The organism is Burkholderia sp. Bp8963 (assembly GCF_003854275.1).
Taxonomy (GTDB): domain Bacteria; phylum Pseudomonadota; class Gammaproteobacteria; order Burkholderiales; family Burkholderiaceae; genus Burkholderia.
Genome location: NZ_QTQP01000001.1, coordinates 387,115 through 413,484, shown reverse-complemented (window position 1 = coordinate 413,484; position 26,370 = coordinate 387,115). Strand labels below are relative to the sequence as shown.

General features: G+C 67.2%; 15 protein-coding genes. All 15 read left to right on the top strand.

Annotated features, from left to right (window positions below; translation table 11 throughout):
- The first annotated feature begins 8 nt into the window (after nt 1–8).
- The 15 genes from DID96_RS01815 (at nt 9) to DID96_RS01745 (ending at nt 26,303) form a co-directional block, all read left to right on the top strand.
- The gene (locus DID96_RS01815) at nt 9–1,346 is read left to right on the top strand and encodes a DotU family type VI secretion system protein (RefSeq protein ID WP_124597552.1); all 1,338 of its coding nucleotides are present in this window, start codon (nt 9–11) and stop codon (nt 1,344–1,346) included.
- The gene (gene tssM, locus DID96_RS01810; RefSeq protein ID WP_124597551.1) at nt 1,343–4,975 is read left to right on the top strand and encodes a type VI secretion system membrane subunit TssM; all 3,633 of its coding nucleotides are present in this window, start codon (nt 1,343–1,345) and stop codon (nt 4,973–4,975) included. Before DID96_RS01815 ends, tssM begins: the two co-directional genes overlap by 4 nt.
- Nucleotides 4,957–5,694 carry a type VI secretion system-associated protein TagF gene (gene tagF, locus DID96_RS01805; protein WP_260463769.1) on the top strand — a complete coding sequence of 246 codons (738 nt, stop codon included), beginning with the start codon at nt 4,957–4,959 and terminating at the stop codon, nt 5,692–5,694. The genes tssM and tagF overlap by 19 nt, the downstream gene beginning before the upstream one ends.
- A 143-nt stretch (nt 5,695–5,837) precedes the next feature.
- A complete protein-coding gene (locus DID96_RS01800) occupies nt 5,838–7,955 on the top strand; it encodes a serine/threonine-protein kinase (RefSeq protein WP_124597550.1) in 2,118 nt (705 codons plus the stop codon).
- Between the two features lie 42 nt (nt 7,956–7,997).
- Nucleotides 7,998–9,068, top strand: coding sequence for a type VI secretion system protein TssA (gene tssA, locus DID96_RS01795; RefSeq protein ID WP_124597549.1), 1,071 nt, complete (start codon nt 7,998–8,000; stop codon nt 9,066–9,068).
- A gap of 41 nt (nt 9,069–9,109) precedes the next feature.
- Nucleotides 9,110–9,685 carry a type VI secretion system contractile sheath small subunit gene (gene tssB, locus DID96_RS01790; protein ID WP_124597581.1) on the top strand — a complete coding sequence of 192 codons (576 nt, stop codon included), beginning with the start codon at nt 9,110–9,112 and terminating at the stop codon, nt 9,683–9,685.
- Complete coding sequence (gene tssC, locus DID96_RS01785) at nt 9,678–11,198, top strand: type VI secretion system contractile sheath large subunit (protein ID WP_124597548.1); 1,521 nt, start codon at nt 9,678–9,680, stop codon at nt 11,196–11,198. Before tssB ends, tssC begins: the two co-directional genes overlap by 8 nt.
- 71 nt (nt 11,199–11,269) lie before the next feature.
- On the top strand, nt 11,270–11,761 hold the full coding sequence (locus DID96_RS01780; protein WP_124597547.1) for a type VI secretion system tube protein Hcp: 492 nt from the start codon (nt 11,270–11,272) through the stop codon (nt 11,759–11,761).
- Nucleotides 11,762–11,852: 91 nt separating this feature from the next.
- Nucleotides 11,853–12,371, top strand: coding sequence for a type VI secretion system baseplate subunit TssE (gene tssE, locus DID96_RS01775; protein ID WP_124597580.1), 519 nt, complete (start codon nt 11,853–11,855; stop codon nt 12,369–12,371).
- A 4-nt stretch (nt 12,372–12,375) separates the two neighbouring features.
- A complete protein-coding gene (gene tssF, locus DID96_RS01770) occupies nt 12,376–14,247 on the top strand; it encodes a type VI secretion system baseplate subunit TssF (protein ID WP_124597546.1) in 1,872 nt (623 codons plus the stop codon).
- Nucleotides 14,244–15,362, top strand: a complete 1,119-nt coding sequence (gene tssG, locus DID96_RS01765; RefSeq protein ID WP_409333749.1) for a type VI secretion system baseplate subunit TssG — start codon at nt 14,244–14,246, stop codon at nt 15,360–15,362. Before tssF ends, tssG begins: the two co-directional genes overlap by 4 nt.
- A 12-nt stretch (nt 15,363–15,374) precedes the next feature.
- On the top strand, nt 15,375–18,038 hold the full coding sequence (gene tssH / locus DID96_RS01760) for a type VI secretion system ATPase TssH (protein WP_124597544.1): 2,664 nt from the start codon (nt 15,375–15,377) through the stop codon (nt 18,036–18,038).
- Entirely contained in the window at nt 18,035–20,239 is a 2,205-nt protein-coding gene (gene tssI, locus DID96_RS01755; RefSeq protein ID WP_124597543.1) for a type VI secretion system tip protein VgrG, read from the top strand. Before tssH ends, tssI begins: the two co-directional genes overlap by 4 nt.
- Before the next feature lie 15 nt (nt 20,240–20,254).
- Nucleotides 20,255–21,520 (top strand): hypothetical protein, encoded by a 1,266-nt coding sequence (locus DID96_RS01750; RefSeq protein ID WP_124597542.1) that lies wholly within the window; start codon nt 20,255–20,257, stop codon nt 21,518–21,520.
- A gap of 22 nt (nt 21,521–21,542) precedes the next feature.
- Nucleotides 21,543–26,303 carry an RHS repeat-associated core domain-containing protein gene (locus DID96_RS01745; RefSeq protein ID WP_124597541.1) on the top strand — a complete coding sequence of 1,587 codons (4,761 nt, stop codon included), beginning with the start codon at nt 21,543–21,545 and terminating at the stop codon, nt 26,301–26,303.
- Nucleotides 26,304–26,370: the final 67 nt, after the last annotated feature.

Here is a 26,370-nt window from a genome sequence, read left to right as displayed (position 1 = left end):
GGCGCGCGATGAACTCTTCTCCAGATTCGTTTTCCGCCGGCGCCGGCGGATTCGTGCCGCCGAATCCGGGCGGCATGCATCCCGCGACGTCGGCCGGCGCGGCCGGTCCTGCAGCGACGCAGCCGCGGCCGGGCTGCTGGGCCGCCAGCGGCACGAATCCGCTCGTTGCCGCCGCGAATCCGCTGCTCAACCTCGTGCCGCAGATCCGCTCGACCGTCCATCACCCGAACCCCGCGTGGCTGCGCGAGCATCTCGTCGTCGAGATCCGCCAGTTCGAGGCGCGCGCGCAGCAGGCGGGCGTCGCGTCCGAGGCGATCATCGGTGCGCGCTACTGCCTTTGTACGGCGCTCGACGAGGCCGCGGCGCTGACGCCGTGGGGCGGCAGCGTGTGGTCGTCGCACAGCCTGCTCGTGTCGTTCCACAACGAGACCTGGGGCGGCGAGAAGTTCTTCCACCTGCTCGAGCGGCTGTCGCAGCAGCCGCGCCAGCATCTCGACCTGCTCGAACTGCTGTATTACTGCGTCGCGCTCGGCTTCGAGGGGCGCTATCGCGTGCTCGACAACGGCCATGCGCAACTCGACGCGCTCCGGCGCGAGCTCACGCAGACGATCCGCTCGGTGCGCGGCGAGTTCGATCCGGCGCTGTCGCCGCACTGGCGCGACGTCGTCACGCGCGATGTCACGCGCCGCTTCACGGTGCCGCTGTGGGTGTGCGCGGCGCTCGCACTGCTGATCGGCTTTGGCGTATTCGCCGGCTTGCGGATCGCGCTGGCCGGCCATTCGGACCCGCTGTTCGCATCGATCGACGCGCTGCACATGCCGCGGCTGCTGCCCGCGCAACCGGTGCCGCATCCGGCGAGCGCGCCGCGCATCGCGAAGTTCCTCGAGCCGGAGATTGCGGCGGGGCTCGTGTCCGTGCGCGACGAAGCGGACCGCAGCGTGATCGTGCTGCGCGGCGACGGGCTGTTCCGGTCGGGCTCGACGTCGGTGATCGACCGTTACCAGCCGGTGCTGTCGCGTGTCGCGGATGCGCTGAACCAGGTGTCCGGCCAAGTGCGCGTGAGTGGCTATACCGACGACACGCCCGTGCACACGGCCCGCTTCGCGTCGAACTGGGATCTGTCGCGCGAGCGCGCGGAAGCAGTCCGCGGCCTGCTCGCCGCGCGGCTCGCGCATCCGGAGCGGCTTGCGGCGGAAGGGCGCGGCACGCTCGACCCGGTCGCGCCGAACGACACACTCGCGAACCGCGCGCGCAACCGGCGCGTCGAGATCACGCTGATGCTTGCGCCCGGCGCCGACATCGCCGCCAACACCGCCGCCGCGACGAAGGAGGCGCATTCACCATGAACCAGGCCGTTGCCCGCTTCGTCCGCCCGCTGCCGTCGCGGGCCGTCTGGACATTGGCCGGTCTCGTCGTGCTCGCGTGCTTCATCTGGCTCGCGGGGCCGCTGCTCGCGTTCGCCGACGTCCGGCCGCTCGAGAGCGGCTGGGCGCGCGCGCTGACGATCGCCGCGCTGTTTGCCGCGTGGGGCGCACGTATCGCGTGGCAGGGCTGGCGGGCCGGCCGGCTCAACGCGCAGCTGCTGAATCAGCTGCGCGAAGCGGCGCCGCGGCCCGACACGGCCGGCGACCCCGCGAAAGCCCAGCTCGACGAGCTGCGCAGCCGTTTCGACGAGGCCGCGACGCTGCTGAAGAAGGTGCGCTTTGGGCCGGCCGACGGCACCCGCGGCGTCGGCTGGTCGCGCTGGTTCGGGCGGCTGTCGCGCCAGTACCTGTATCAGCTGCCGTGGTACGTGTTCATCGGCGCGCCGGGGTCGGGCAAGACGACGGCGCTCGTCAATTCGGGGCTCAGCTTCCCGCTCGCCGAGCAGTTCGGCCGCGCGGCGATTCGAGGTGTCGGCGGCACGCGGCACTGTGACTGGTGGTTCACGAACGACGCGGTGCTGATCGACACGGCCGGCCGCTACACGACGCACGAAGGCAATCGCGCGCTCGACGAGGCCGAGTGGAAAGGCTTCGTCGAGCTGCTGAAGAAATACCGCACGCGCCAGCCGTTGAACGGCGCGATGCTGACGATCAGCGTCGCGGACCTGCTCGGCGCGTCCGAGGCCGAGCGCACGCAGCACGCGATGGTGCTGCGCAAGCGCCTGCTCGAGCTGCGCGCGCAGCTCGGGATCCGCTTTCCCGTGTATCTGCTCGTGACGAAGGCCGACCTGCTCGCGGGCTTCGCCGAGTACTTCAGCGGCTTCGGCCGCGCGGAGTGCGCGCAGGTGTGGGGCTTCACGTTCCCGCTCGCGCAGAGCGAACAGCCCGGCTTCGACCTGCGCGCGATGTTCGACCGCGAATATCAGTTGCTGCACCGGCGGCTCAACGACGCGTTGCCCGAACTGCTCGCGTCGCAGACCGACGCGCGCCAGCGCGAGATGAGCTATCTGCTGCCGCAGCAGATCGCCGACCTGCAGGATCTGCTCGGCCAGTTCGTCGCCGAGGTGTTCTCCGTGTCGAGCTTCGAGCCGATGCCGATGCTGCGCGGCGTCTACCTGACGAGCGGGACGCAGGAGGGCACCGCGTTCGACCGCGTGATGAGCGGCATCAAGCGCTTCCTGAAGATCGAGGGCGTGCCGCCTGTCGCGCAGGCGGGCTCGACGGGGCGCAGCTTCTTCCTGAGATCGCTGCTGCAGGAGCACATCTTCCGCGAGGCGGCGCTCGCGGGCAGCAACCTGCGCTGGCACCAGCGGCGGCGCGTGCTGCGGGCCGCCGGCTATGTTGCGCTCGCGCTCGTGTGCGTCGCGGTGCTGTTCGCGTGGCTGCGCAGCTATTCGAACAACCGCGCGTATCTCGCCGACGTTGCCGCGCGCGTGCCGGCCGTCGACGCGGAGATCGGCCACGCAAAGATTGCCGATGCGGCCGACGTCGCGCGGCTGCTGCCCGTGCTCGACGCGCTCGGCAACCTGTCGAACGCGGGCGGCATCGATCTCGCCCAGCCGCCATTCGCGTACCGCTGGGGGCTGTTCCAGGGCGAGAAGATCGAGGAGGCCGTGGATGTCGTCTACCGGCGCGCGCTCGACGACGTGCTGCTGCCGATCGCCGCGAACCGGACGGAGGCCGCACTGCGCGAGGCGCAGCCGGGCGACAGCGAATACGCGTATGCGGCGCTGAAGGCGTACCTGATGCTGTACGACAGCGCGCATTACGATCCCGCGTTCGTGCAGGCCGTCGTCGATCTCGAGATGGAGCGCGTGCTGCCGGCCGATTTCTCGCCGGCGCAGCGCGCCGCGCTGCGCGCGCATCTCGCGGCGCTGTTCGGCAACCGCGTCGCGGTGTCGCCGTTCCCGATGAACGAGCGGCTCGTCGCCGACGTGCGCGAGCGGCTGCGGCAGGTGCCGTTTTCGCAGCGGCTGTACAGCCAGCTCGCGCGTACGCTGCGTCCCGCGACCGCGTCGTACGACTTCGGCGTCGCGCGCGCGGTCGGTCCCGATGCGTCGCTCGTGTTCCGCCGCGAGAGCGGCAAGCCGCTCGCCGACGGCGTGCCGGGGCTCTATACGCGCAACGGCTACCGGAACGTGTTCGCGCCGCGGTTGCCGGCCGCCATCGATGCGTACGGGCGCGAGGAAGTGTGGGTGCTGAACCTCGGCGCGTCGGAAACACCGAATGCGACCGACGCGGCCGCGTGGGCGCGCGACGTCCGGCAGCGCTACCTGAACGACTACCTGAAGATCTGGGACGACTATCTGGCGGATCTCCGGCTGCAGCACACGGCAACGCTCGCGCAGAGCATCCAGGTCGCGCGGATGCTGTCGTCCGCGGATTCGCCGCTGTCCCGGCTGATGGTCGCGCTCGCGCGCGACACCGCGCTCGGCGATGCGCCGGGCGGCGCGCGCAATCTCGCGTCGCGCGCGCAGGACAAGGTCGACGACGCGCGCAGTTCGCTCGCGCAGATCTTCGCGGGGCAACCGGGCGGCGATGCGGGCACGGGGGCCGCCGCCCCCGCGAGCCCCGAGCAGGTCGTCGACAGCCATTTCGCGGGCCTGCGCGCGTTCGCGCCGGGCAGCGGCGACCAGGCGGCGGGGTTCGACGCGGTGCTGAAGTCGATCGACGCGCTGTACACGTACCTGACCGCGACCGACGACGCGTTGCGCAGCGGCGCGACGCCGCCGCCGTCCGACGCGCCCGCGCGATTGCGCGCGCAGGCGGGCCGGCTGCCGACGCCGTTCCGCGAAGTGCTCGACGACTTGTCGAACGTCGCGAACGGCAGCGTCGCGACCGTCGAGCAGCGCAGCGTCGCGCAGCGCGCAGGTGCGAACGTCGGGGATTTCTGCCGGCAGGCGATTGCGGGCCGCTATCCGTTCGCGCGCGGCGCGTCGCGCGACGTCGCGCCGTCGGATTTCGCGCAATTCTTTGCGCCGGGCGGCCTGATGGACGATTTCTTCCAGAAGAACCTGCAACCGATCGTCGATACGACGTCGCATCCGTGGCGCTTCGCGAACCGCAATGCCGATGCCGATCCGTCGGCGGCCGTGATGCTCGCGTCGTTCGAGAAGGCGGCGGTGATCCGCGACGTGTATTTCGGCGGCGGCGCGAGGACAGTGCAACTGAAGGTACAGGTCGAGGCGGTCGAGATGGACCCCGCGATCTCCGAAATGGTGCTTGACGTCGACGGCCAGATCGTCCGCTATGCGCACGGGCCGCTCGCGTCGAGCGCCGTGCAGTGGCCGGGCCCGCGCGGCAGCAACCAGGTGCGGCTGCAGACGACCGGGCAGGCCGGCGCCGCGGACGGTTTCACGACCGACGGGCCGTGGGCGCTTCACCGCCTGTTCGACCGCGCGGCGCTGTCGCCCGGGCGCGGCCCCGAGCAGATGATCGCGCGCTTCTCGGTCGACGGGAAACCGGTCGTGCTGCAGGTGACCGCGAGCAGCGTGCGCAATCCGTTCAGGTTGGCCCAGATGGAGTCTTTCACATGCCCTCCGAAGCCATGAGTCCGACGCTGTCGCTCGCGTATGACGGCGCACCGCCCGCGTGGTACGGAAAGATCCCCGGCGCCGGCGACTTCGTGAACCGCCGGCTGCCGCATGCGCTCGCCGGCTGGTGGGAGCGCTGGTTCCAGCAGGGGATGGCCGCGATGCGCCAGCGCGGCGCGGACGAGATCGAGCGCTACTACACGGTCGCGCCGGTCTGGAATTTCCTGATTCCTGCCGGCACCGGCACGCAATGCGTGCAGCCCGGCTGTCTCGCGCCGAGCTGCGACCGCGTCGGGCGCTATTATCCGCTGCTCGTCACGCTGCCGCTCGGCGAGGCCGATTACTGGAGCGCGCTGCCGGATGTCGCGGACGCGTTCTACTGGCAGGTCGGCAGCGCGTTGCTCGACGCGATCCGATATGCGCGCGCGCCTGTCGATCTCGAGGCGTCGCTCGAGAGCGTGCGGCTCGTGCCGGACGACGCGTTGCAGCGCGCTTATGGCGGCGTGGCGGACGGAGCGTCGGCGATGTCGCAGTCGCACTTGGAGTCGCAGCCCGCGCCGGAGCCCGAGCCGCTCGCGACGCCCGCGTGGCCGGGGCTGTCGGGCTATTTCGACCCGCACGGCGCGACGAGCTTCTGGTGGACCAATCGCGCCGACGGCTCGCCGCTGCGCATGCACGCGCATACGGGCGTGCCGGACAGCCTGCTGTTCCTGCGGCTGTTCGGCGGCAGCGTCTAGCGCGCAGCGGGGGGACGACAGGCGGCGCGGCGCATCGTGCCGCCCGCCAGCACGTGACGCGCGGGCGCGCACACCGTTGCGCACCACGCGGGCGCCAATGGACGAACGACGCAGCACGCAGCACGCGGTATGGAGAGTTGGAGATGAAGGACCCGGTTTCGAGAGACAACGATCAGGAGACGGCGGACCGCGGCAGCGCGGCCGGATTCGCGGTGCGGCCGCTGCCGCTCGGCCATCGGCTCGGCGAACTGCAGCTCGACGAGGTGCTCGGCGTCGGCGGCTTCGGGATCGTCTATCGCGCGTTCGACCGCACGCTGCGGCGCGCGGTGGCGATCAAGGAGTACATGCCGTCGATGCTCGCGACGCGCGGCGGCGACTACACGGTGTCGCTGCGCTCCGAGAGGTTCGCACAGGCGTTCGACGCCGGGCGCGCCGCGTTCCTCAACGAGGCGCGGCTGCTCGCGCAATTCGATCACCCGGGGCTCGTGAAGGTCCTGCATTTCTGGGAAAGCCACGGCACCGCGTACATGGTGATGCCGTTCTACGAGGGACGCACGCTCAAGCAGCTGCTCGACAGCGGCGTGCAGATGGGCGAGACCCAGTTGCGCAACGTGGTCGGAGCGCTGCTCGGCGCGCTCGACACGCTGCACCGCGCGCAGTGCTTCCATCGCGACATCGCGCTCGACAACGTGCTGATCCGGCCCGACGGCAGCGCGATCCTGCTCGACTTCGGCGCGGCGCGCAAACGGATCGGCGATCTCGTCGACGACGGCGCGATGATGATCAAGCCCGGCTATGCGCCGATCGAGCAGTACACCGACGATCCCGCGTTCAGCCAGGGGCCGTGGACCGACCTGTACGCGCTCGGCGCGGTGATGCACGCGATGATCGCCGGCGAGCTGCCGCCCGCGGCGGTGGTGCGCAGTATCCAGGACACGTACCGGCCGCTCGCGACGCGCGCGCTGGCCGCGCGCGAGCTGTACAGCCCGGCGCTGCTCGCCGCGGTCGACCATGCGCTGCAGGTCCGGATCGAGGACCGGCCGGACTCGGTCGCGGCGTTCGCGGCGGAGCTCGGGTTGCGCGAGCCGGAACGGCATGGGTATGGCGCGGTGCAGGCGCCCGCGCGGCCAGCGGCGGATGAAGCGGGCGTGAACGCAACGACTCAAACCGGTGAAGGTGCCGTTGCGTCAGGGACGAGCGCCTCGCCGGAGCCGCAACGGCAGTCGGCATCGGGCAGTGCCGACCCCCGTCAAACGCGCACAGTCGCCGGGCAAGCCGCCGCGCATGACTCAACGGGACCGGCCGCAGTGCATCGGAACGACACCAGCGGCTCGGCAGCCTCTACTTCGCCCGGTGCCGCAGCGGGCGTCACGTTACCCGACTCGCGCCCCGGCATCGTCCGACGTCTGCCGGGCGATCGCCGGACGCTACTTACTATCGGCAGCGCAATCGCGTTGCTGCTGGTGATCGGCATCAGCACCGCGTATCTCGTGACGCCGTCGCGCGACGCGCAAACATCGGCATCGAGCCCGAACCCGCCGCGGGCGTCCGCGTCATCGCCCGAATCGGGCAGCAATCCGGCGATGTCACTTGTACAGCAAAACCCGGCGCCCGCGCTCGCCCAGCCGGTTCCGGCGCAAACGCCTGCGGAGCCGTCGGCGCAAGCGTCCGCACCCGTCGTCGCCGCCGCGCCAGCCAGCGAACCTGCCGTGCCGCCTCCGTCGCAAGTCGCGACGAACGATGCCGGCGCCGGCGCCGCGCCGAGGTCGTCGTCGCTGTCACCGTCGTTGCCGTCGTCGCCGGCCGCGTCCGGGTCGAGCCTCGCGCCGGCGGGGAGCCTCGATGCGTCCGAGCGAGTCGTCAACGTGCCGTCGGGTGACAACGCCGCGCGTCCAGCCGCCTCGCCTGCCGCAGCTGCCCCTGCCACAACCGCAATGAGCGCCGCAGCGACCCCAGCGACCCCAGCGACCACAGCGACCACAGCGACCACAGCGACCACAGCGGCGCCCGAGGCCACCCCCGAGCCGCGTCCGCCCGAGCCGCCGCCCGAAACCGTCGCGGTGCGTTTCCACGTGCGGCCGTGGGGCGACATCTACGTGAGCGGCGTGCGGCGCGGCGCGAGCCCGCCGTTGCGCTCGGTGTCGCTGTCGCCGGGCACATACCAGATCGAGATCCGCAACGGCACGCTGCCGCCGATGCGGCGCACCGTGAAGATCGACCCCGGCAGCAAGCCGATCAGCATCGACTATGCCTTCGAATGACACCGGCCGATCGCCGCGCCGCCTTCAGCCACAGGAACGCTCATGCCGCACGCAGACCTGATCGAACGATTGCTTGCCGCCGTCGCGCCGGACGCGCCGTGCGGTACGAATCTCGAGTACGACGCGGATTTCCTGCTGCTGCGGGAACGTGCGACGCCGCGTGCCGAACAGCAATACGGCGACACCGTGATCCCGGCCGAAGCGCCGGACTGGGGCGCCGTCGAGCAGCTCGCGCTTGCGCTGTGCGAGCGGACGAAGGACCTGCGCGTCGCCGCGCACCTGACGCGGAGCTGGACCGAGCTGCGCGGCCTGCCCGGCCACGCGGACGGCCTCGCGCTCGTCGCGGGGCTGCTCGAGCGCTGGTGGGACGACGTGCATCCGCGTGTCGACGCCGATGGCGATACGGACCCGACGCCGCGCATCAACGCGCTGGCCGAAGTCGCGGGCGCGCACGACTGCGCGCGGGCGGCGCGGCGCCAGCCGTTGCTCGACGGCGGCCCGAGCGTGCGTGACGTCGAGCGCATCCTCGACGGCCGCGACGACGTCGCGTCGCGCTATCCGGGCGGCCGCGACCGGCTGGCCGCCGATCTGGCGCACGCGCGCGACATCGGGCAGCCGCCGCTCGGCGCGGCACTCGCCGCGCTCGACGCCCTCGACACGATCCGCGCGCAGGTGAGCGCGAAGCTCGGCGCGGAATGGGTGCCCGACACGAGCGATTTCGAGAAAGCGCTGCGGCGGATCGCATACGACGCGTTGCCGCCGGTCGCGTCGCAGAGAAACGCGGACGCCATAACGGCGGCGGCCGCTGCAACGGCAGCCGATCCCGCGGCACCAGGCGCAGCACCGGGCGCGACAGCGGGCACGACGGCGGGCACAGCGCCATCCGACGGCCACGCGTGGCGCGATGCCGAGGTGACGAGCCGCGACGACGTGCGAATCGGCCTCGAGAAATTCTGCCGCTACTTCGAGCAGCACGAGCCGAGCCATCCGGCGCCGCTGCTGATGCGTCGCGCGCAGCGGCTGCTCGCGCTCGACTTCTACGAAATCATGCGGGACCTCGCTCCCGAAAGCCTGCCGAAGCTGGACCTGCTGAGCGGCGCGCGGAGCGAATGACGCGGAGATGAATGGCGCAATCTGACGTGAAGGAGCAGACGATGACGGACAAGACCAGGGCAGCAGGCAGCGGACAGAAATTCATCGCGCGCAACCGCGCGCCGCGCGTGCAGATCGAGTACGACGTCGAGACCTACGGCGCCGAGCGCACGGTGCAGCTGCCGTTCGTGATGGGCGTGCTGGCGGACCTCGCCGGCAAGCGCGCGGAGCCGCTGCCGGATCTCGCGGAGCGCAGGTTCCTCGAGATCGATGTCGACAATTTTGACGAGCGGATGAAGTCGGTCGCGCCGCGCGTCGCGTTCCAGGTGCCGAACACGCTGACGGGCGACGGTATGCTCAACGTCGACATGACGTTCGAGCGCATCGACGATTTCTCGCCGGCCGCGATCGCGCGCAACGTCGATGCGCTGCGCAAGCTGCTGGACGCGCGCACCGAACTGTCGAACCTGCTGTCGTACATGGACGGCAAGCACGGCGCCGAGCAGCTGATCGAGCAGGCCATCAACGATCCCGACCTCCTGAAGGCGCTCGTGCGGCAGCCGGCGGCGGAACCCGCGGCAGGCGACGCGCCGGCCGCACCGAACGGCGCTGCCACCCCGGAGGTCCGCGATGAATGAACACGCTCACACCCGGGCCGACGCGCTTGACGGTACGCGTGGTGGCGCGCAGCCGGTCGTCGCGCACGACGAGTTCGCCGCGCTGCTGCAGAAGGAATTCAAGCCGAAGACCGCCGAAGCGCGCGAATCGGTCGAGCGGGCCGTGCGCACGCTCGCGCAGCAGGCGCTCGAAAACACGGTCGGCATGACGACGGACGCTTACGGCAGCGTCAAGCAGATCATCGCGGAGATCGACCGCAAGCTGACCGAGCAGATCAACCTGATCCTGCATCACGGCGAATTCCAGACCCTCGAAGGCGCGTGGCGCGGGTTGCACTACCTCGTCACGCACACCGAGACCGACGAGTTGCTGAAGATCAAGGCGCTGCCCGTGTCGCGCAACGAGCTCGCGCGCATGCTGAAGCGCTACAAGGGCGTCGCGTGGGACCAGAGCCCGCTGTTCCGCAAGGTCTATGAGGAGGAGTACGGTCAGTTCGGCGGCGAGCCGTTCGGCTGCCTCGTCGGCGACTTCCACTTCAACCACAGTCCGCCCGACGTCGAGATGCTCGGCGAGCTGTCGAAGATCGCGGCGGCCGCGCACGCGCCGTTCATCGCGGGCGCGTCACCGGCGCTGATGCAGATGGACTCGTGGCAGGAGCTGTCGAACCCGCGCGACCTCACGAAGATCTTCCAGAACACCGAATACGCGGCGTGGCGCAGCCTGCGCCAGTCGGACGATTCGCGCTACGTCGGGCTCGCGATGCCGCGCTTCCTCGCGCGGCTGCCGTACGGCGCGCGCACCAACCCGGTCGACGCGTTCGACTTCGAGGAAGACACCGACGCGGCGAGCCACGATCGCTATACGTGGGCGAATTCCGCGTATGCGATGGCCGCGAACATCAACCGCTCGTTCAAGCTGTACGGTTGGTGCTCGTCGATCCGCGGCGTCGAATCGGGCGGTGCGGTCGAGGGGCTGCCGTGCCACACGTTCCCGACCGACGACGGCGGCGTCGACCAGAAATGCCCGACCGAGATCGCGATCAGCGACCGCCGCGAGGCCGAGCTCGCGAAGAACGGCTTCATGCCGTTCGTGCACCGCAAGAACTCGGATTTCGCGGCGTTCATCGGCGCGCAGTCGCTGTACCAGCCGGCCGAGTACCACGATCCCGACGCGACCGCGAACGCGCGGCTGTCCGGCCGCCTGCCGTATCTGTTCGCGTGCTGCCGCTTCGCGCATTACCTGAAGTGCATCGTGCGCGACAAGATCGGCTCGTTCCGCGAACGCGACGACATGGAGCGCTGGCTGAACGACTGGATCATGAACTACGTCGACGGCGATCCCGTGAACTCGTCGCAGGAAACCAAGGCGCGCAAGCCGCTCGCGGCGGCGCAGGTCGTCGTCGACGAGGTCGAGGACAACCCCGGCTACTACGCATCGAAATTCTTCCTGCGACCGCACTACCAGCTCGAAGGGCTCACCGTGTCGCTGCGGCTCATCTCGAAGCTGCCTTCCGCAAAGGCGACCAGCGAGTGAGCGGCATTCAACCTGACCTCGGACGGAAATCGGACCAAATCGGACCAAATCGCACCAAAACGGAGACGGCAATGGGCGTGGCAATGTTCATGAAGGTGGAAGGCGTGACCGGCGAATCGGCGGACGCACAGCACAAGGGCTGGACCGACATCCAGTCGTTCACGTGGGGCGCGAGCCAGCCGGGCGCGATGGCGAGCGGCAGCGGCGGCAATGCGGGCAAGGCGAGCTTCAACGATCTCGTCGTGGCCGCGTACATGGACAAGGGCGCGCCCGCGATCATCAAGAACTGCGCGAGCGGCAAGCACCTGTCGTCGGTCGAGATTTCCGCGTGCAAGACCGGCGGCACGCAGGTCGAGTTCATGCGCGTGACGCTGCAGGAGGTGCTCGTCACGTCCGCGCAGGTCGCGGGCGTCGATCCCGGCGACGCGGCCGACCGGCTGCTGATGCACTTCGGCTTCCAGGCCGCGAAGGTGAAGAAGCAGTACTGGCAGCAGAACGACAACGGCGGCAAGGGCGCCGAGGTGTCGGTCGGCTGGAACATCAAGGAAAACACCGAGATGTAACGGTACGGAGACGACCATGGACGACCCGCGAACCCGCGGCGGCAGCGAAGGCCGGGATGGCCGGGATGGCACGGAAAGCCGCGGCGGCGGCATGCGCGACCGGCTGCAGCCGGCGCTGCTCGACCGGCTCACCGACGACGCGCCGCAGCGCACGAGCGAAGCGCCCGACGTACCCGACGCGCAATGGATCGGCGCCGAGCGCCTGCGCGCGGCCGTGCTGCGCGATCTCGCGTGGCTGCTCAACACGCGCAATGCCGAAGACGGTTTCGTCGACTGGTCGGCGTTCGCGCATGCACAGGCGTCGGTGCTCAACTTCGGGATGCGGCCGCTCGTCGGCAAGCCGATGTCGGGCGTCGAGCGGATGTCGGTGGAGGCGTCGATCCGCGACGCGATCGTCCGCTTCGAGCCGCGCATCGCGCCCGACAGCGTCGAGGTCCGCAGCGTGGCCGATGCGCCCGGCGGCCGGGTTGGCGAACAGCGCCACAACGTGCTGCTGTTCGAGATTCGCGGCACGCTGTGGTCGATCCCGCATCCCGTCGAATTCGTGCTGCGTTCTGGCCTCGACCTGGAGACGGGCGCGATGTCGCTGCAATCGACGGCGGGGGGCTGACGCGATGGATACGCGCCTGCTCGACTACTACAACCGCGAACTCGCTTATCTGCGCGAGCTCGGCGGCGAATTCGCGCAGCAGTTCCCGAAGGTGGCGTCAAGGCTGCGGCTGCACGACTCGGGGCCGCCCGACCCGTACGTCGAGCGGCTGCTCGAAGGCTTCAGCTTCCTCACCGCGCGCGTGCAACTGAAGATGGACGCGGAGTTTCCGCGCTTCACGCAGGCGCTGCTCGACGCCGTATATCCGGGTTACGTGGCGCCGCTGCCGTCGATCGCGATCGTGCGGTTCGCACCGCTGCTGAACGAAGGCAGCCTCGCGCAGGGCTGGCGGCTGCCGGCCGGCACCGCATTGCGCGCGCGGCCGGCCGCGTCCGAGCAGACCGCGTGCGAATTCCGCACCGCGCACGACCTGACGCTGTGGCCGCTCGAACTGACCGATGCGGCCGTCACGGGCGCGCCGGCCTGGCTGCCGCGCGGCGCGGTCGCGGCGCGCCAGGACGTGCGCGGCACGCTGCGCATCCGGCTGAAGGCGCGCGGCGGCGCGAAACTCGCGCAACTGCCGCTCGACCGGTTGACGTTCCATCTCGCCGGCCCCGAGCGCGACGCGCTGCATCTGCTCGAACTGCTCGCCGCACATGCGCTCGGCGTTGTCTGCCACGATCCGGGCCAGCCACCGCGCTGGATGCATCCGCTCGACGCCGACGCGATCGTCCACGAAGGCTTCGACCCGGCGCAGGCGATCCTGCCCGACGACGGCCGCAGCTTTCACGGCTACCGGCTGCTGCGCGAGTATTTCGCGTTTCCGGCACGCTTCCTGTTCTTCAGCATCGGCGGCTTGCGGCCGGCGCTCGCTCGCGCGCGCGGCGACGAATGCGAGCTGACCGTGCTGTTCGACCGTCACGACGCGGCGCTCGAAGCGGCGGTCGACGCGCGGCATCTCGCGCTGAACTGCACGCCCGCCGTGAACCTGTTCACGCGCCGCGCCGACCGGATACCGGTGCAGCCGGGCGCGCGCGAACACCATGTCGTGGTGGACCGCAGCCGGCCACTCGACTACGAGGTCTATGCGGTGCAGCGGCTCGCGAGCGAACAGCGTGACGACGGCCAGTCGCGCGAATTCCGGCCGTTTCACGCGTCGTTCGCCGGCGACGGCGGCAATTACGGCGCGTACTACACGGTGCGGCGCGAGCCGCGGCTGGTGTCCGCGCAGGCGCGCGCGAACGGCACGCGCACCGGCTACGTCGGCAGCGAGGCCTACGTGTCGCTCGTCGACAGTCAATGCGCGCCTTACGACGAAACGATGCGCTACCTGTCCGTCGACACGCTGTGCACCAACCGCGATCTCGTGCTGCTGCAGCCGCCCGGCGACGCAAACACGTTCACGCTGCGCGTGTCCGCGCCCGTCGAGCGGATCGTCGCGATACGCGGCCCGTCGCGGCCGCGCCCGCCGATCGCCGACGCGCAGACGGCCTGGCGGCTGATCCGCCATCTCGGGCTCGCGCGCCACACGCTGACCGATCTCGACGACGACGACGGCGCGCACGTGCTGCGCGAACTGCTCGGCCTGCACGCCGATCCGGCGGACGCCGCGATGCGCCGGCAGATCGACGGCTTGCGGCGCGTCGCGTTCTCGCCCGTGTTCCGCCGCCTGCCGGCGCTCGGGCCGCTGATGTTCGGGCGCGGCGTGCAGGTCGACGTGACCGTCGACGACCACGCGTTCTCCGGCGACAGCCCGTTCCTGCTCGGTGCGGTGCTCGAACAGTTCTTCGCGCGGCATGTGTCGATCAACGCGTTCGCCGAATGCGTGCTGACGAGCGCGCAACGCGGCACGCTCGCGCACTGGCCGGCCCGCATCGGCAGGCGGCCCGCGATATGACGCGCGACATGAAACACGACACGCGATCCGGCGTGCAGCCGGCCGCCGACGCAACGCGCCGCGACGCATGGTGGGCGCGGCTGCGCGCCGCGCCGCACGGCTACGACCTGTTCCAGGCGCTGCGCTGGCTCGATGCGCTGTCGCCCGGGCGCGCGCCGCTCGGCCATGCCGCGCGGCCGCGCGACGAGCCCGTGCGGCTCGGGCAGCAGCCGTCGCTCGCGTTCGCGGCGTCGATGCTGGCCGGCGTGCGCGATCAGGGCACGGCGCCGCCGCGCGTCGCGATCCACGGCTTCGGGCTGTTCGGGCCGAACGGGCCGCTGCCGTCGCATCTCACCGAATACGCGCACGAACGGGCGGCCCAGCACGGCGATCCGACCTTCGCCGCGTTCGCGGACCTGTTTCATCACCGGCTGATCCTGCTGTTCTACCGCGCGTGGGCTGATGCTCAGCCGACGGTGAGTCTCGACCGGCCCGCGCGCGCACGGTTCGATGGCTATATCGCGAGCCTGATCGGCCGCGAAGCGAACGCGGACCGGCCGGCCGGACAGGCGCGTGCCGAGGCCGACACGCTCGCGCCGCATGCCCGCTATTTCCATGCGGGCCATCTCGTCCGGCATACGCGCAACCCCGAAGGGCTCGTGCAGATCGTGCGCCGGCATTTCGGCGTCGACGCAAGGATCGTCGAGCACGTGCCGCAATGGGTGGCGATCGAGCGCTCGCAGCGCTGCACGATCCGCGCAACCCGGCCGACGTTGCGCCTGGGCGGCGTCGCGCTCGGCTTCGCGGTGCGTGACGCGCAGTCGCGGTTCCGGATCGTGCTCGGCCCGCTGTCGCTCGACGCGTACCGGTGCTTCCTGCCCGGCGGCCCGCATGCGCGGCAGCTTGCGCAATGGGTGCGCGAGTACGTCGGCATCGAATTCGACTGGGACGTGCAGCTCGAACTCGCGGCCGACGCGGTGCCCGCGCTCGCGCTCGGCGTGCCCCAAGGGATCGGCCGCACCGCGTGGCTCGGCCGGCGGCTCGAACCGGGCCCCGCGCGCGATCTCGTGGTTCACTACGACGCGCGCCGCGATTCGCCGCGCGCGGGCGTCGACCTTCATCGCGAAACCGCATAAACGGGAACCGTCATGTCCGATATCGGCCGCGTCAACCTGTTCGGGAAACTGAATTCGTTCCTTTACGAAACGCTCGAGCAGGCCACCGGATTCTGCCGGCTGCGCGGCAATCCGTACGTCGAGCTCGCGCACTGGATCAAGCAGATCCTGCAGCGGCCCGACAGCGACCTGCACCGGGTCCTGCGCCGCTTCGACATCGACGAGGCCGCCGTCGACCGCCGTCTCGTCGCGGCACTCGACCGGCTGCCGCGCGGCGCGGGATCGGTGTCCGACCTGTCCGCGCACATCGACGACGCCGTCGAGCGCGCGTGGGTCTACGCGACGCTGAAATACGACGCCACGCGCATTCGGGGCGCGGTGCTGTTGCTCGCGATCCTGAAGACGCCGCAGCTGCGCAATGTGCTGTACGCGATCGCGCGCGAGTTCGAGCGCATCGTGCCCGATGTGCTCGCCGATGGGCTCGATTCGATCGTCGACGGTTCGCCCGAAGCGCAACCGGGCGGGCCGGCCGGCCCGGGCGGAGACGCCACGGCGCGCGCCGCTGCGTCAGCCACCGCGGGCGGCTCCGCGCTCGCACGCTTCGCGTTCGACCTCACGGCCCGCGCGCGCGCCGGCGAGATCGACCCTGTCATCGGCCGCGATCCCGAGATTCGCCAGATCGTCGACATCCTGCTGCGGCGCCGGCAGAACAATCCGCTGCTGGTCGGCGAGGCCGGTGTCGGCAAGACGGCCGTGGCCGAGGGCTTCGCGCTGCGGATCGCCGCCGGCGACGTGCCGCCGGCGCTGCGCGACGTCGCGCTGTACCTGCTTGACATCGGGCTGCTGCAGGCCGGCGCGGGCGTGAAGGGCGAGTTCGAGAGCCGCCTGCGCGGCGTGATCGACGAAGCGATGTCGTCCGAGCGGCCGGCGATCCTGTTCATCGACGAAGTGCACACGCTCGTCGGCGCGGGCGGCGCGGCGGGCACCGGCGACGCCGCCAATCTGCTGAAACCCGCGCTCGCGCGCGGCTTGCTGCGGACCATCGGCGCGACGACCTGGTCCGAGTACAAGCAGTACATCGAGAAGGACCCGGCGCTGACCCGCCGCTTCCAGCTCGTGCACGTGCACGAACCGGAAGAGGACGCCGCGCTGACGATGCTGCGCGGGCTCGCCGCGAAGCTCGAAGCGCATCACCGCGTGCTCGTGCTCGACGATGCGCTGCAGGCCGCCGTCGCGCTGTCGCACCGGTACATCCCCGCGCGGCAGTTGCCCGACAAGGCGATCAGCCTGCTCGACACCGCGTGCGCGCGCGTCGCCGTCAGCCAGCACGCGGTGCCCGCGCCGATCGAGGACGCGCGCCGCCGCATCGACAGCCTGCGCGTCGAACACGAGCGGATCGGGCGCGAGTTCGCGCTCGGCACCGGCGACGCCGCGCGGCGCGACGCGATCGACACCGCGATTGCCGGCGCGCAGGCCGGGCTCGACCGGCTCGATGCGCGCTGGCAGGCCGAACGCGCCGCGTTGACGACGATCGTCGACGCCCGCGCCGTGCTGCTCGACGACGCTCCGTCGAGCGCGCTCGACGCCGACGCCAGGGCTGCCGCGCAAGCCCGTCTCGCCGCCGCACAGCAGGCGCTGGCCGACCTGCAGGGTGACGCGCCGCTGGTGCTCCCTGCAGTCGACTCGCACGCGGTCGCGGCCGTCGTCGCCGACTGGACCGGCATCCCGCTCGGCCGGATGGTGCGCGACGAGACGCAGGCCGTGCTGAAGCTCGCCGATACGCTCGGCGAACGGGTCGTCGGCCAGCGGCACGCGGTCGAACTGATCGCCGAGCGGATCCAGACCGCTCGCGCGAAGCTCGACGATCCGGCCAAGCCGCACGGCGTGTTCCTGCTGTGCGGGCCGTCCGGTGTCGGCAAGACCGAAACCGCGCTCGCGCTGGCCGACACGTTGTACGGTGGCGAACACAACGCGATCACGATCAACATGAGCGAGTTTCAGGAAGCGCATACCGTGTCGACGCTGAAGGGCGCGCCGCCCGGCTATGTCGGCTACGGGCAGGGCGGCGTGCTGACCGAGGCCGTGCGGCGCCGTCCGTACAGCGTCGTGCTGCTCGACGAGATCGAGAAGGCGCATCGCGATGTGCACGAGATCTTCTTCCAGGTGTTCGACAAGGGCTGGATGGAAGACGGCGAAGGACGCGACATCGACTTCCGGCATACGGTGATCCTGCTGACGTCGAACGTCGGCGCCGATCGCGTGATGCAGGTGTGCCGCGATCCCGAGCGTTTGCCCGACGCGCAGACGCTCGCCGATGCGCTGCGCGCGCCGCTGCTCGACGTGTTTCCGGCCGCGCTGCTCGGCCGGCTGACCGTCGTGCCGTACTACCCGCTGAGCGACGCCACGCTGGCCCGGATCGTCGCGCTGCAACTGCGCCGGATCGAGCAGCGGATCGACCTGCATCACGGCATCCGGCTGCATTGCACCGACGCGGCGACCGTACTGATCGTCGAACGCTGCCGGACCATCGAGTCAGGCGGCCGGATGGTCGACTCGATCCTCACGCACACCGTGATGCCGCGCATCAGCCGCGCGATCCTGCAGGCGACGCTCGAAGGCCGCACGCTGGCGTCGATCGAAGTGAGCGCGGCCGGCGGCGAATTCGTTTACCGGTTCGACGAGGAGGCCACGGCGTGAACCGCGTCTTCATACTCGACAGCCCGCACGGCGACGACCTGAAATTCCATACGCTCGACGGCAGCGAGGCACTCGGCCGCCTGTTCGAATTCCGGATCGAGGCGCTCGCGGACAGCCACAGCCTGTCGCTGAAGGATCTGCTCGGCAAACCCGTGACCGTGCGGATCGAACAGCAGGACCGCTCGACGCGCTACCTGAACGGGATCGTTGCGCGTGCGACGCTGGCCGGCCGGCGCGCCGAACGGCACTACGGCTACGAACTGATCGTGCGCCCGTGGCTGTGGCTCGCGACGCGCCGCTCCGACTGCCGGATCTTCCAGAACCGCACCGTGCCCGAGATCGTGCAGGAGGTGCTGGCGCCGTATGGTTTTCCTGTCGAGAACAAGCTGACCGAAGCGTATGTACCGCGCGAATACTGTGTGCAGTACAACGAAACCGACACGGCGTTCGTCTCGCGGTTGATGGAGTTCGAGGGCATCTATTTCCATTTCCGGCACGCGGCGGACCATCACACGCTGGTGCTGTGCGACGCGATGTCGTCGCACACCGCGTTGCCCGGCTACGAGACGATTCCGTACATCGCGCCCGACCGCACCGCGATCGCTGACGAGGAGCATATCGACAGCTGGCTGCCCGCGCAGGAGGTGAGCGTCGGGAAGCACCAGACCACCGACTACGACTACACGAAGCCGCGCGCCGATCTGTCGACGCAGAAGGTCGATCCTCGCGGGCACGATCATGACGGCTTCGCGTCGTTCGAATGGCCCGGCGGCTATCGCGACGATGGGCCCGGCGCGCACTACAGCCGCGTGCGGCTCGAGGAGCAGCAGGCCGAACACGAACGGGCGAGCGCCGATACCGACGTGCGCGGCGTCGCGCCCGGTTACCTGTTCACGCTCGTGCATTGCCCGCGCGCCGACCAGAACCGCGAGTATCTGATCGTGAGGTGCCAGTACCGCTTTCGGGAGAACGCGTATGCGAGCGCCGCCGATGCCGAAGCGGTCGTGCATGAATCGCAGGTGCTCGCACAACCGTCGAGCCTGCCTTACCGGTCGCCGCGCGACACGCCGCAGCCGCGCACGAACGGCCCGCAGACAGCGACCGTCGTCGGGCCGCCCGGCGAGGAAATCTGGACCGACCAGTACGGGCGCGTGAAGCTGCAGTTCCGCTGGGATCGTTATGGGCAGAGCAATCAGGATTCGTCGTGCTGGGTGCGTGTATCGAGTCCGTGGGCCGGGGGCGGGTTCGGGGGCGTGCAGATTCCGCGTGTGGGCGACGAGGTGGTCGTCGATTTCCTGAACGGCGATCCGGATGCACCGATCGTGACCGGGCGCGTATACAACGGCGAGAAGATGCCGCCGTGGGGCCTGCCGGGCAGCGCGACGCAGAGCGGTTTGCTGTCGCGGTCGTCGCCGGGCGGGACGACCGAGCACGCGAATGCGTTCCGGTTCGAGGACAAGAAGGGCGCGGAGCAGCTGTGGATGCATGCCGAGCGGAATTTCGATGTGGAGACGGAGCTCGATCATTCGCTGTCGGTGGGGAACAACCATACGCATACGGTCGGCAATGACGAGACGATGCAGGTGAAGAACAACCGGCTGAGGAGTGTGGGGCAGAACGAGACGGTGAATATTGGGCAGAACAGGGTTGCGCAGATTGGCGGAAACGAGACGCATGGCGTAACCGGCAACCGGACGCGCTCAGTCGGGCAGAACGAGACCGTGACGATCGCCGCGAATCGCGACGCGACCATCGGCGGCACGCACAAGGAAACGGTCGCACTGAGCAAGACCGAAACCATCGGCGAAGGCAAGACGCTGAACGTCGGGCAGCTTTATCAGACGACGTCGCAGGACATGAAGACGCTGGTTGCGTCGTCGCATACCGAGGAGATCGGTGCGCGGACGTCGACGATTGCGAATGCGCATGTGCTCATGGTCGGCGGTGAACACACCGTCAGCGTCGGCGCGAACCACACGACTAACGTGCAGCGTCAGGTGCTCGTCAATGCCGGCGATCAGCTTGCGCTGATCTGCGGGATGTCCAGCATCGTGATGAAGAGCGACGGCACGATCACGATCCAGGGCGTCAACGTCGCATCGACCGGCACAGAAAGCCACCGCGTGAACGGCAAGACGGTGACGTCGTCGGCGACGGGCGAGCACACGGTCGAAGGCACCATCCTGAAACTGAATCCGTGACGGAGGTTCGCACGAATGCAGAACTGGCAGCCGACCAATCCGGTGGAGCGCAGGTTCATGGATGCGCATGCGGACTGGATGAGTTTCGCGAAGGACAAGGCCGCGCGGTTGATGGTCTGGCAGACCGACGAGACGGATGCGCAACTCGTGCGGCTGTATTTCCAGGTTCAGGACGAAACGTCGTGCGCGGTGCGGACGATGCGCGCGTCGTTCGTCAATGAATCGCGCTATGCGAAGGCGCTGACGGACGAGCTCGTCGCGTTCTACGACAGCCGGCGGGATGCATCCAATGCGCAGGGCGTGCACGCCGATTGGCAAGCGCCGTACGACGATGGCACGAATTCGTTGCTGTATCTGTTCACGGTTGCCGACAGCCTGATGCGCCACCATCCGGACATTTTCCCGTCGATGGTGTTTGTGCTGGAGCCGGCGAACGTGCGTGACAACTCGGCATGGGTGCGATGGCTGGATGGCTTGCTGTCGATCATCGCCTTCGCCCCGAAGCTTGGCGAGCGCGTGCGCTTCGTCGTGCCGCGCACGGATATCACGCCGTTTGCTGAACTGCTGCAACGGCATTCATCTGTGGCACGCCTCGTGCGAGGCAAGTATTCGACGGCGAGCGTGCCGCGTGAATTGCTGGCGGAGTCGGGCGAACGCGGGCCGAGCGGTGAGTTTCGGCGGCATTTCGTGATGTTGACCGAGACGATCGAAGGCGGAAATCCGGCGCGGCTCGAGGAATTGCGTGCGGCGGCGCTGAAGATCGCGGAGCGCGAGCAGTGGTTCGATCAGTGTGTTGTCGTGCATCTGATTGCAGGGGCCGCGTACCTGAAGTGGCGCGATCGGGAGCGTGCGATCGATGCATACCGGAGCGCTGCCAGCAGCGGCATGCGCGCGGTCGAAGCAGGGCATCCGGCGGGGCACAAGCTTGTCGCGAACGGGTTGTTCGGCGAGGCAAGCGTGCATCTGACACACAAGGACTACGCGCACTCGGCGTATTGCTATGAGCGCGCGGCGGCATCGACTACGGCTGCAAAGGACGGGCTAATGACGGTCGAGGCATGGCGCATGAGCGCCGTGTGCTGGGAGCGGGCAGGGGAGCGCGAGCATGCGCTGGAGGCCGGGTTCAATGCGCTCGATGCGGGATTGATGATCGACGAACCGATGCGCGCGAACAGTAGTTTGCCGCTCGTGGTCGAGTGGATGGTTTCGCAGTTGGGTGTGATGGACCGGCGGCGCAACGCGCTCAGCGAGAAGGTTGCTGCATTGCGCGGCGGGCGCTGAGCGCGAGCAGAGGGGCTAAATCGTGGCACTACTGGCCGTCAAGCATCTCGATCCGGTTGTTGGCGTCGACGTTCATTCGGTACTGGTCACGCCAGGTACGCCGCCGGTGTTCCTGCCGCACCCCCATGTCGGGTTCATGCTCGATCTGCGCGAGTATGTCCAGGCGGCGAAGGGCGTCGTCGGCAGCATTGCGATGATGATCGTGCAGGAGAAGGTGACCGAGTATGTCGAAGATCATCCCGACGATGTGAAGAAGCTGGAGCACTTGGCCGAATCAACGATGCAGCAGGTCAATGACTTGACCGGTGTAATGGGCGGGAAGCTGCCGGACATCAAGGACAACGCGATAGTTGCTAAAGGGCTGAAGCTCGAGGAGGAGGGCAAGGCAATCAGGAGCCGGATAGATGACGCGCTTGGTTCAAACGTCGGCGCCGGGGGCGGCAGCGGCAGGCCGATTTTCGTGAACGGGATGCTGCGCGCCACGGCGGGGACGCACGCGTATCACGTTCCGGGGTTGCATTTCCCGCTGGGGGAATCGTTTGTGCCGCCGCCGGCGGAGGATCCGGAGCCGTCGAACGACGGGGAATCGTTCATGGGCAGCAAGACGGTGCTCGCCAACAATGATCCGATGTCGTACATGGCACTGCAGGCGTTGAGTTGCTGGTCGGTCGGTATGGAACCGCCGCCGCACAATAGCGCGCATACGGATCGGACTTATCCGTCGATGCCGAGTTCGGTGATGCTGCCGATTCCGGCAGGGCGGCCGGTGTTGGTGGGTGGACCACCGATCATGAACATGGCTGCGGCGGCGAAGGGGTTGCTCAAGGCGTTTCGGGGATCGGATTGGGCGAAGGCGCTGGCGGACAAGCTGAATTTGAAGTCGGGGTTTTTGCGGTGCAAGGTGCTGCATGCAGAGCCGGTGGATGCAATCACAGGTGAAGTGGTTGTGCAGCAGCACGATTTCACGATTTCTGGTCGCCTGCCACTCGTATGGGACCGTCATTACGCGAGCCAGAACACGTGGCGCGGCACGGTTGGTGTGGGCTGGCAAACGCCGGCCGACATCCGACTTGAACTGATGCAGCATGCAGGCGAGGTGGGGGCGGCTGCCTATTTTCCGGATCATGCGACGGCATTCGACTCGATGCCGGATGCTACCGGATGGTGGGCCCGCGTACATGACTGGCAGCACGGACATGCGCTGTACCGGAATGGCGACCAACTGGTCCTTCGCACGCGTGCCGGGATCGAATATACGTTTGCATTGCCTGCACGATGGCAGCACGCGGTAGACATCCTTGCGGAAGGCTCCACGTTGACGCTGCCTATCGCGCGGATTGCCGACCTGAATGGTAATGCCTGGGTGTTCGAGCGCGGAGCGGAAGGTCGTTTGGCGCGCCTCATCGAGTGGAAGGGCGACGAAGCGAGCGGTCGTACGATCGCATGCGCACCGAGCGCAAGAAACCTGCTAACTGCACTGACCCTGATCGATGCCGGCGGTCACGCACATCTGCTCGTTGCCTACGAACACGACCGACACGGTGATCTGGTTACCGCGCTCGACGCGATGGGCCAGTCACGTAGATTCGCGTATGCCGACGGTCACCGGATGGTACTCCACACGAACGCGCGGGGAATATCTTTCTACTACAGTCACCGACAGTATCAAGACCGGAGGTGGCGGGTTACTCACGCATGGGGCGACAACGGAATATTCGATTACCACTTTGCCTACGACACTGGGCGGAGTGAAACTCTGATCACCGATTCATTAGGACATGAAACGCTTCTCCAAGCCAATGATCGCGGAACTCCGGTAGCGCGAATCGGCCCACTAGGTGACATGTGGAGCTACCGCTACGATCCGCAACGACGTACAAGCGCCGAGACAGATCCCGCCGGCCACACCACCGAATGGGAGTACGATGTCTACGGCAATCTGCTGGCGCAGACGCTAGCCGATGGGAGCGCGGTGCGTGTGGAGTACAACGCGAACCATAAACCCGTGCATGTGACTGATTCGGGCGCAAGGCAGTGGCGTTGCGAATGGGACGAACGCGGCAACTTGCTTGAGCAGATGCTGCCGACGCAGGTCAACATCTTGTACAAGTACGATCGGTACGGTCAACTGGTTAGCTATACGAAGCCACCTGGTGCGGTGACATGCTTCGACTACGATCCCGATGGCAACCTCTTGCAGGTAGTCGACGCTCTCGGACAACGTACCCGATATGCGCATGATGCGCGGGGCAACTGCATCCAGACTGTCAACCCACTGGGTCAAGTGAGCAACTATGAATTCGATCGCAACGGCAACCTCACGCGAGCACTCGAGCCGGGTGATCGGGAAGTCTTTTACAGCTATGACGCTGACGGTAATCTGGTGCGCTACCGTGATCCGAGCGGCTGGGTCACGCAACTCGAATATTCGGCGCTGGGGCAGATCGCCAAATGGCTGACGCCGGATGGGAGCGTGGTCGAGCACCAGTACGACACCGAAGGCCAATTGGTCGGCATAGTCAACGAGCGCGGCGAACTGTATCAGCTAAAGCGTGACGCGTTGGGACGGATCTTGGAAGAGGTCGACTACTGGGGCCAGTCGCGGCGCTATGAATATGGTGTGACGGGTGAACTGCTGCGTAGCATCGACCCTTTGAATCAGGCCGTCGAATACGAAACAGATATCCTCGGTCGTATCGTGCAAAAGCGTATACCCGATCCGCGACAGCTTGATGGAATCCGCACCGAGACGTTCTCATACGATTTCATTGGCAATCTCGTCGTCGCTGAGAATCCCGACAGCCGCGTTGAACTGAAATATGACATGGCCGGCCGCGTCGTCGAGGAAAGGCAGGGCGAGGCGTTCACGATCACCCACGTGTATGACGTGGCTGGCAATCGCATCGAACGCCAGACCCGATTGAAGACGGATGATGGCATTATCACGCACACGGTTCGCTACGAGTATGACGCGCTCGGTGCAGTCAGTTCGATCCGATTGGACGACGCGGCACCGGTCACGTTCGAACGAGATGCACTCGGACAAATTCGAGTCGAGCATCTTGGGGCCGAAATACGTCGGGAGTTGTCATACACGTCGGCGGGATTACCGGCAAAGCAAACCCTGTTTTCCAGCGCTGGCCCGCTATTTACCAGAGAATATGGGTATGACGCAAACGGTGAATTGCTTGAAAAGCGAGACTCTCGTCTGGGCGCTGAGCGCTATCAATACGATCCGGTGGGCAAACTGACCGGACACCTTGATCCGGCAGGCAAACTACATCGTTTCCTGTACGACTCCACGGGTGACCTGCTGAGAACTACGATTCGCGGTGGCAACCGCAACCAGACCGGCAGGTTCGGCCAGGAGCAACAGACCGACACATGGGTACGAGAAGGTGAGTACGAAGGCTGTTATTGCGTGTATGACCGCGCGGGCAACCTGATCCGCAAACGGGAGAGCACCCAGGACCTGGTCTTGCGCTGGGATGCTTCCGGACAACTGATTGAAACCGTGTCATTGCGTCCGATGCACATAGGTGCCGAGGGTCACCACGTCTGCATTCGCACAGGATACGAATACGATGCGCTCCGACGGCGCGTACGCAAGGTTGTGTACGTCGATCAGGACAGACCGGAATCAGCTGCAATCCACGAAAACTCCGGTACACCGTCATACATTTCCCGCTATTTTTGGGACGCAGATACGTTGACTGCAGAATACGCCTGCGATGTTGAGGATGTCATATCAAATTTTGGCGATCAGGGCCCGTCAGTACGACCGAAACAAACACACGTAAATTGTGTTCCCGAAGAGAGGGCTTTGCGCGGTGGCCGTGAGTGGATTTATTACCCCAGGACCTTCCAGATTCTGGCCGTAGCGTATTGCAGCCATCAGCAGCGCGACGATCTTGAATTCCCAAACGCAAACGCACAACACGTTACGCTCTCTGCGTCGCCGGAGGATTCGGCTTCTGCCGCTGGGTGGATGTCTGCAGTGCCTACGCCCTTGAGGAAGGATGTATATTTTTTCGAGAACGATTTGAACGGGGCGCCAGTGCGGATGCATGACGAATGTGGATGCCTGGTTTGGGAAGCACGTTATGGGCCACTGGGAAACGTTGCATGCGTTGAAGAACATCCAATTGAACAGCCGATAAGACTCCAAGGTCAATTTTTTGACTGGGAGTCTGGCCTCAGCTACAACAGACATAGATATTTTGATTCTCATACCGGAATTTTCACAAGCCAGGATCCGATTGGGTTAGACGGCGGTATAAACCTCTACCAGTATGCGCCAAACTTATTCCGCTGGGCAGATCCAACGGGGTTAAAGAAAAATGAGCACGGACGAGATTGGGTTAATGCCGTGCGAGCAACAATTGTCGTGGGAAATGGAGCACCTAAAACTTATGGAAGCGGAGCATCAGGACATGCCGAGCAGGATGCACTTCTCGACAATATCCTCGATATCGATAATCAGGACGTTATGCTGACAAATATTGAAGGCGATTATCGAAGCAACGAAAAAGGCACATGGATCGATCCGGTAACAATCTGCACCAAGCGCTGCAGAGGTGAGATGTTCTGGGCGGCACATATCGGCAATGTGGCTTCTTTGACATTCCCGATGGTCATCGCAAAGAAGTTCGTGAGGAATGTAACAATCCAGCGGGGGCACTTCGAATATTTGGCCAACGAAATGGAGAATCTAAAAAGTAGCTCAAAAAAACAATGGGATGCGATAACGAAATGTGAGCAAGGTCAATGCAACCACCCTTGATAATCGTTGGTTTGAACCTTATCGGTCATCCGCCACTCTCCTCCATTAACTGAATGCGGTCGCCACG

What these genes read in the sequence shown, in the direction of transcription:
- DID96_RS01815 (WP_124597552.1), top strand. Translation starts at nt 9, where the DNA reads ATGAACTCTTCTCCAGATTCGTTTTCCGCCGGCGCCGGCGGATTCGTG.
- tssM (WP_124597551.1), top strand. Translation starts at nt 1,343, where the DNA reads ATGAACCAGGCCGTTGCCCGCTTCGTCCGCCCGCTGCCGTCGCGGGCC.
- tagF (WP_260463769.1), top strand. Translation starts at nt 4,957, where the DNA reads ATGCCCTCCGAAGCCATGAGTCCGACGCTGTCGCTCGCGTATGACGGC.
- DID96_RS01800 (WP_124597550.1), top strand. Translation starts at nt 5,838, where the DNA reads ATGAAGGACCCGGTTTCGAGAGACAACGATCAGGAGACGGCGGACCGC.
- tssA (WP_124597549.1), top strand. Translation starts at nt 7,998, where the DNA reads ATGCCGCACGCAGACCTGATCGAACGATTGCTTGCCGCCGTCGCGCCG.
- tssB (WP_124597581.1), top strand. Translation starts at nt 9,110, where the DNA reads ATGACGGACAAGACCAGGGCAGCAGGCAGCGGACAGAAATTCATCGCG.
- tssC (WP_124597548.1), top strand. Translation starts at nt 9,678, where the DNA reads ATGAATGAACACGCTCACACCCGGGCCGACGCGCTTGACGGTACGCGT.
- DID96_RS01780 (WP_124597547.1), top strand. Translation starts at nt 11,270, where the DNA reads ATGGGCGTGGCAATGTTCATGAAGGTGGAAGGCGTGACCGGCGAATCG.
- tssE (WP_124597580.1), top strand. Translation starts at nt 11,853, where the DNA reads ATGCGCGACCGGCTGCAGCCGGCGCTGCTCGACCGGCTCACCGACGAC.
- tssF (WP_124597546.1), top strand. Translation starts at nt 12,376, where the DNA reads ATGGATACGCGCCTGCTCGACTACTACAACCGCGAACTCGCTTATCTG.
- tssG (WP_409333749.1), top strand. Translation starts at nt 14,244, where the DNA reads ATGACGCGCGACATGAAACACGACACGCGATCCGGCGTGCAGCCGGCC.
- tssH (WP_124597544.1), top strand. Translation starts at nt 15,375, where the DNA reads ATGTCCGATATCGGCCGCGTCAACCTGTTCGGGAAACTGAATTCGTTC.
- DID96_RS01750 (WP_124597542.1), top strand. Translation starts at nt 20,255, where the DNA reads ATGCAGAACTGGCAGCCGACCAATCCGGTGGAGCGCAGGTTCATGGAT.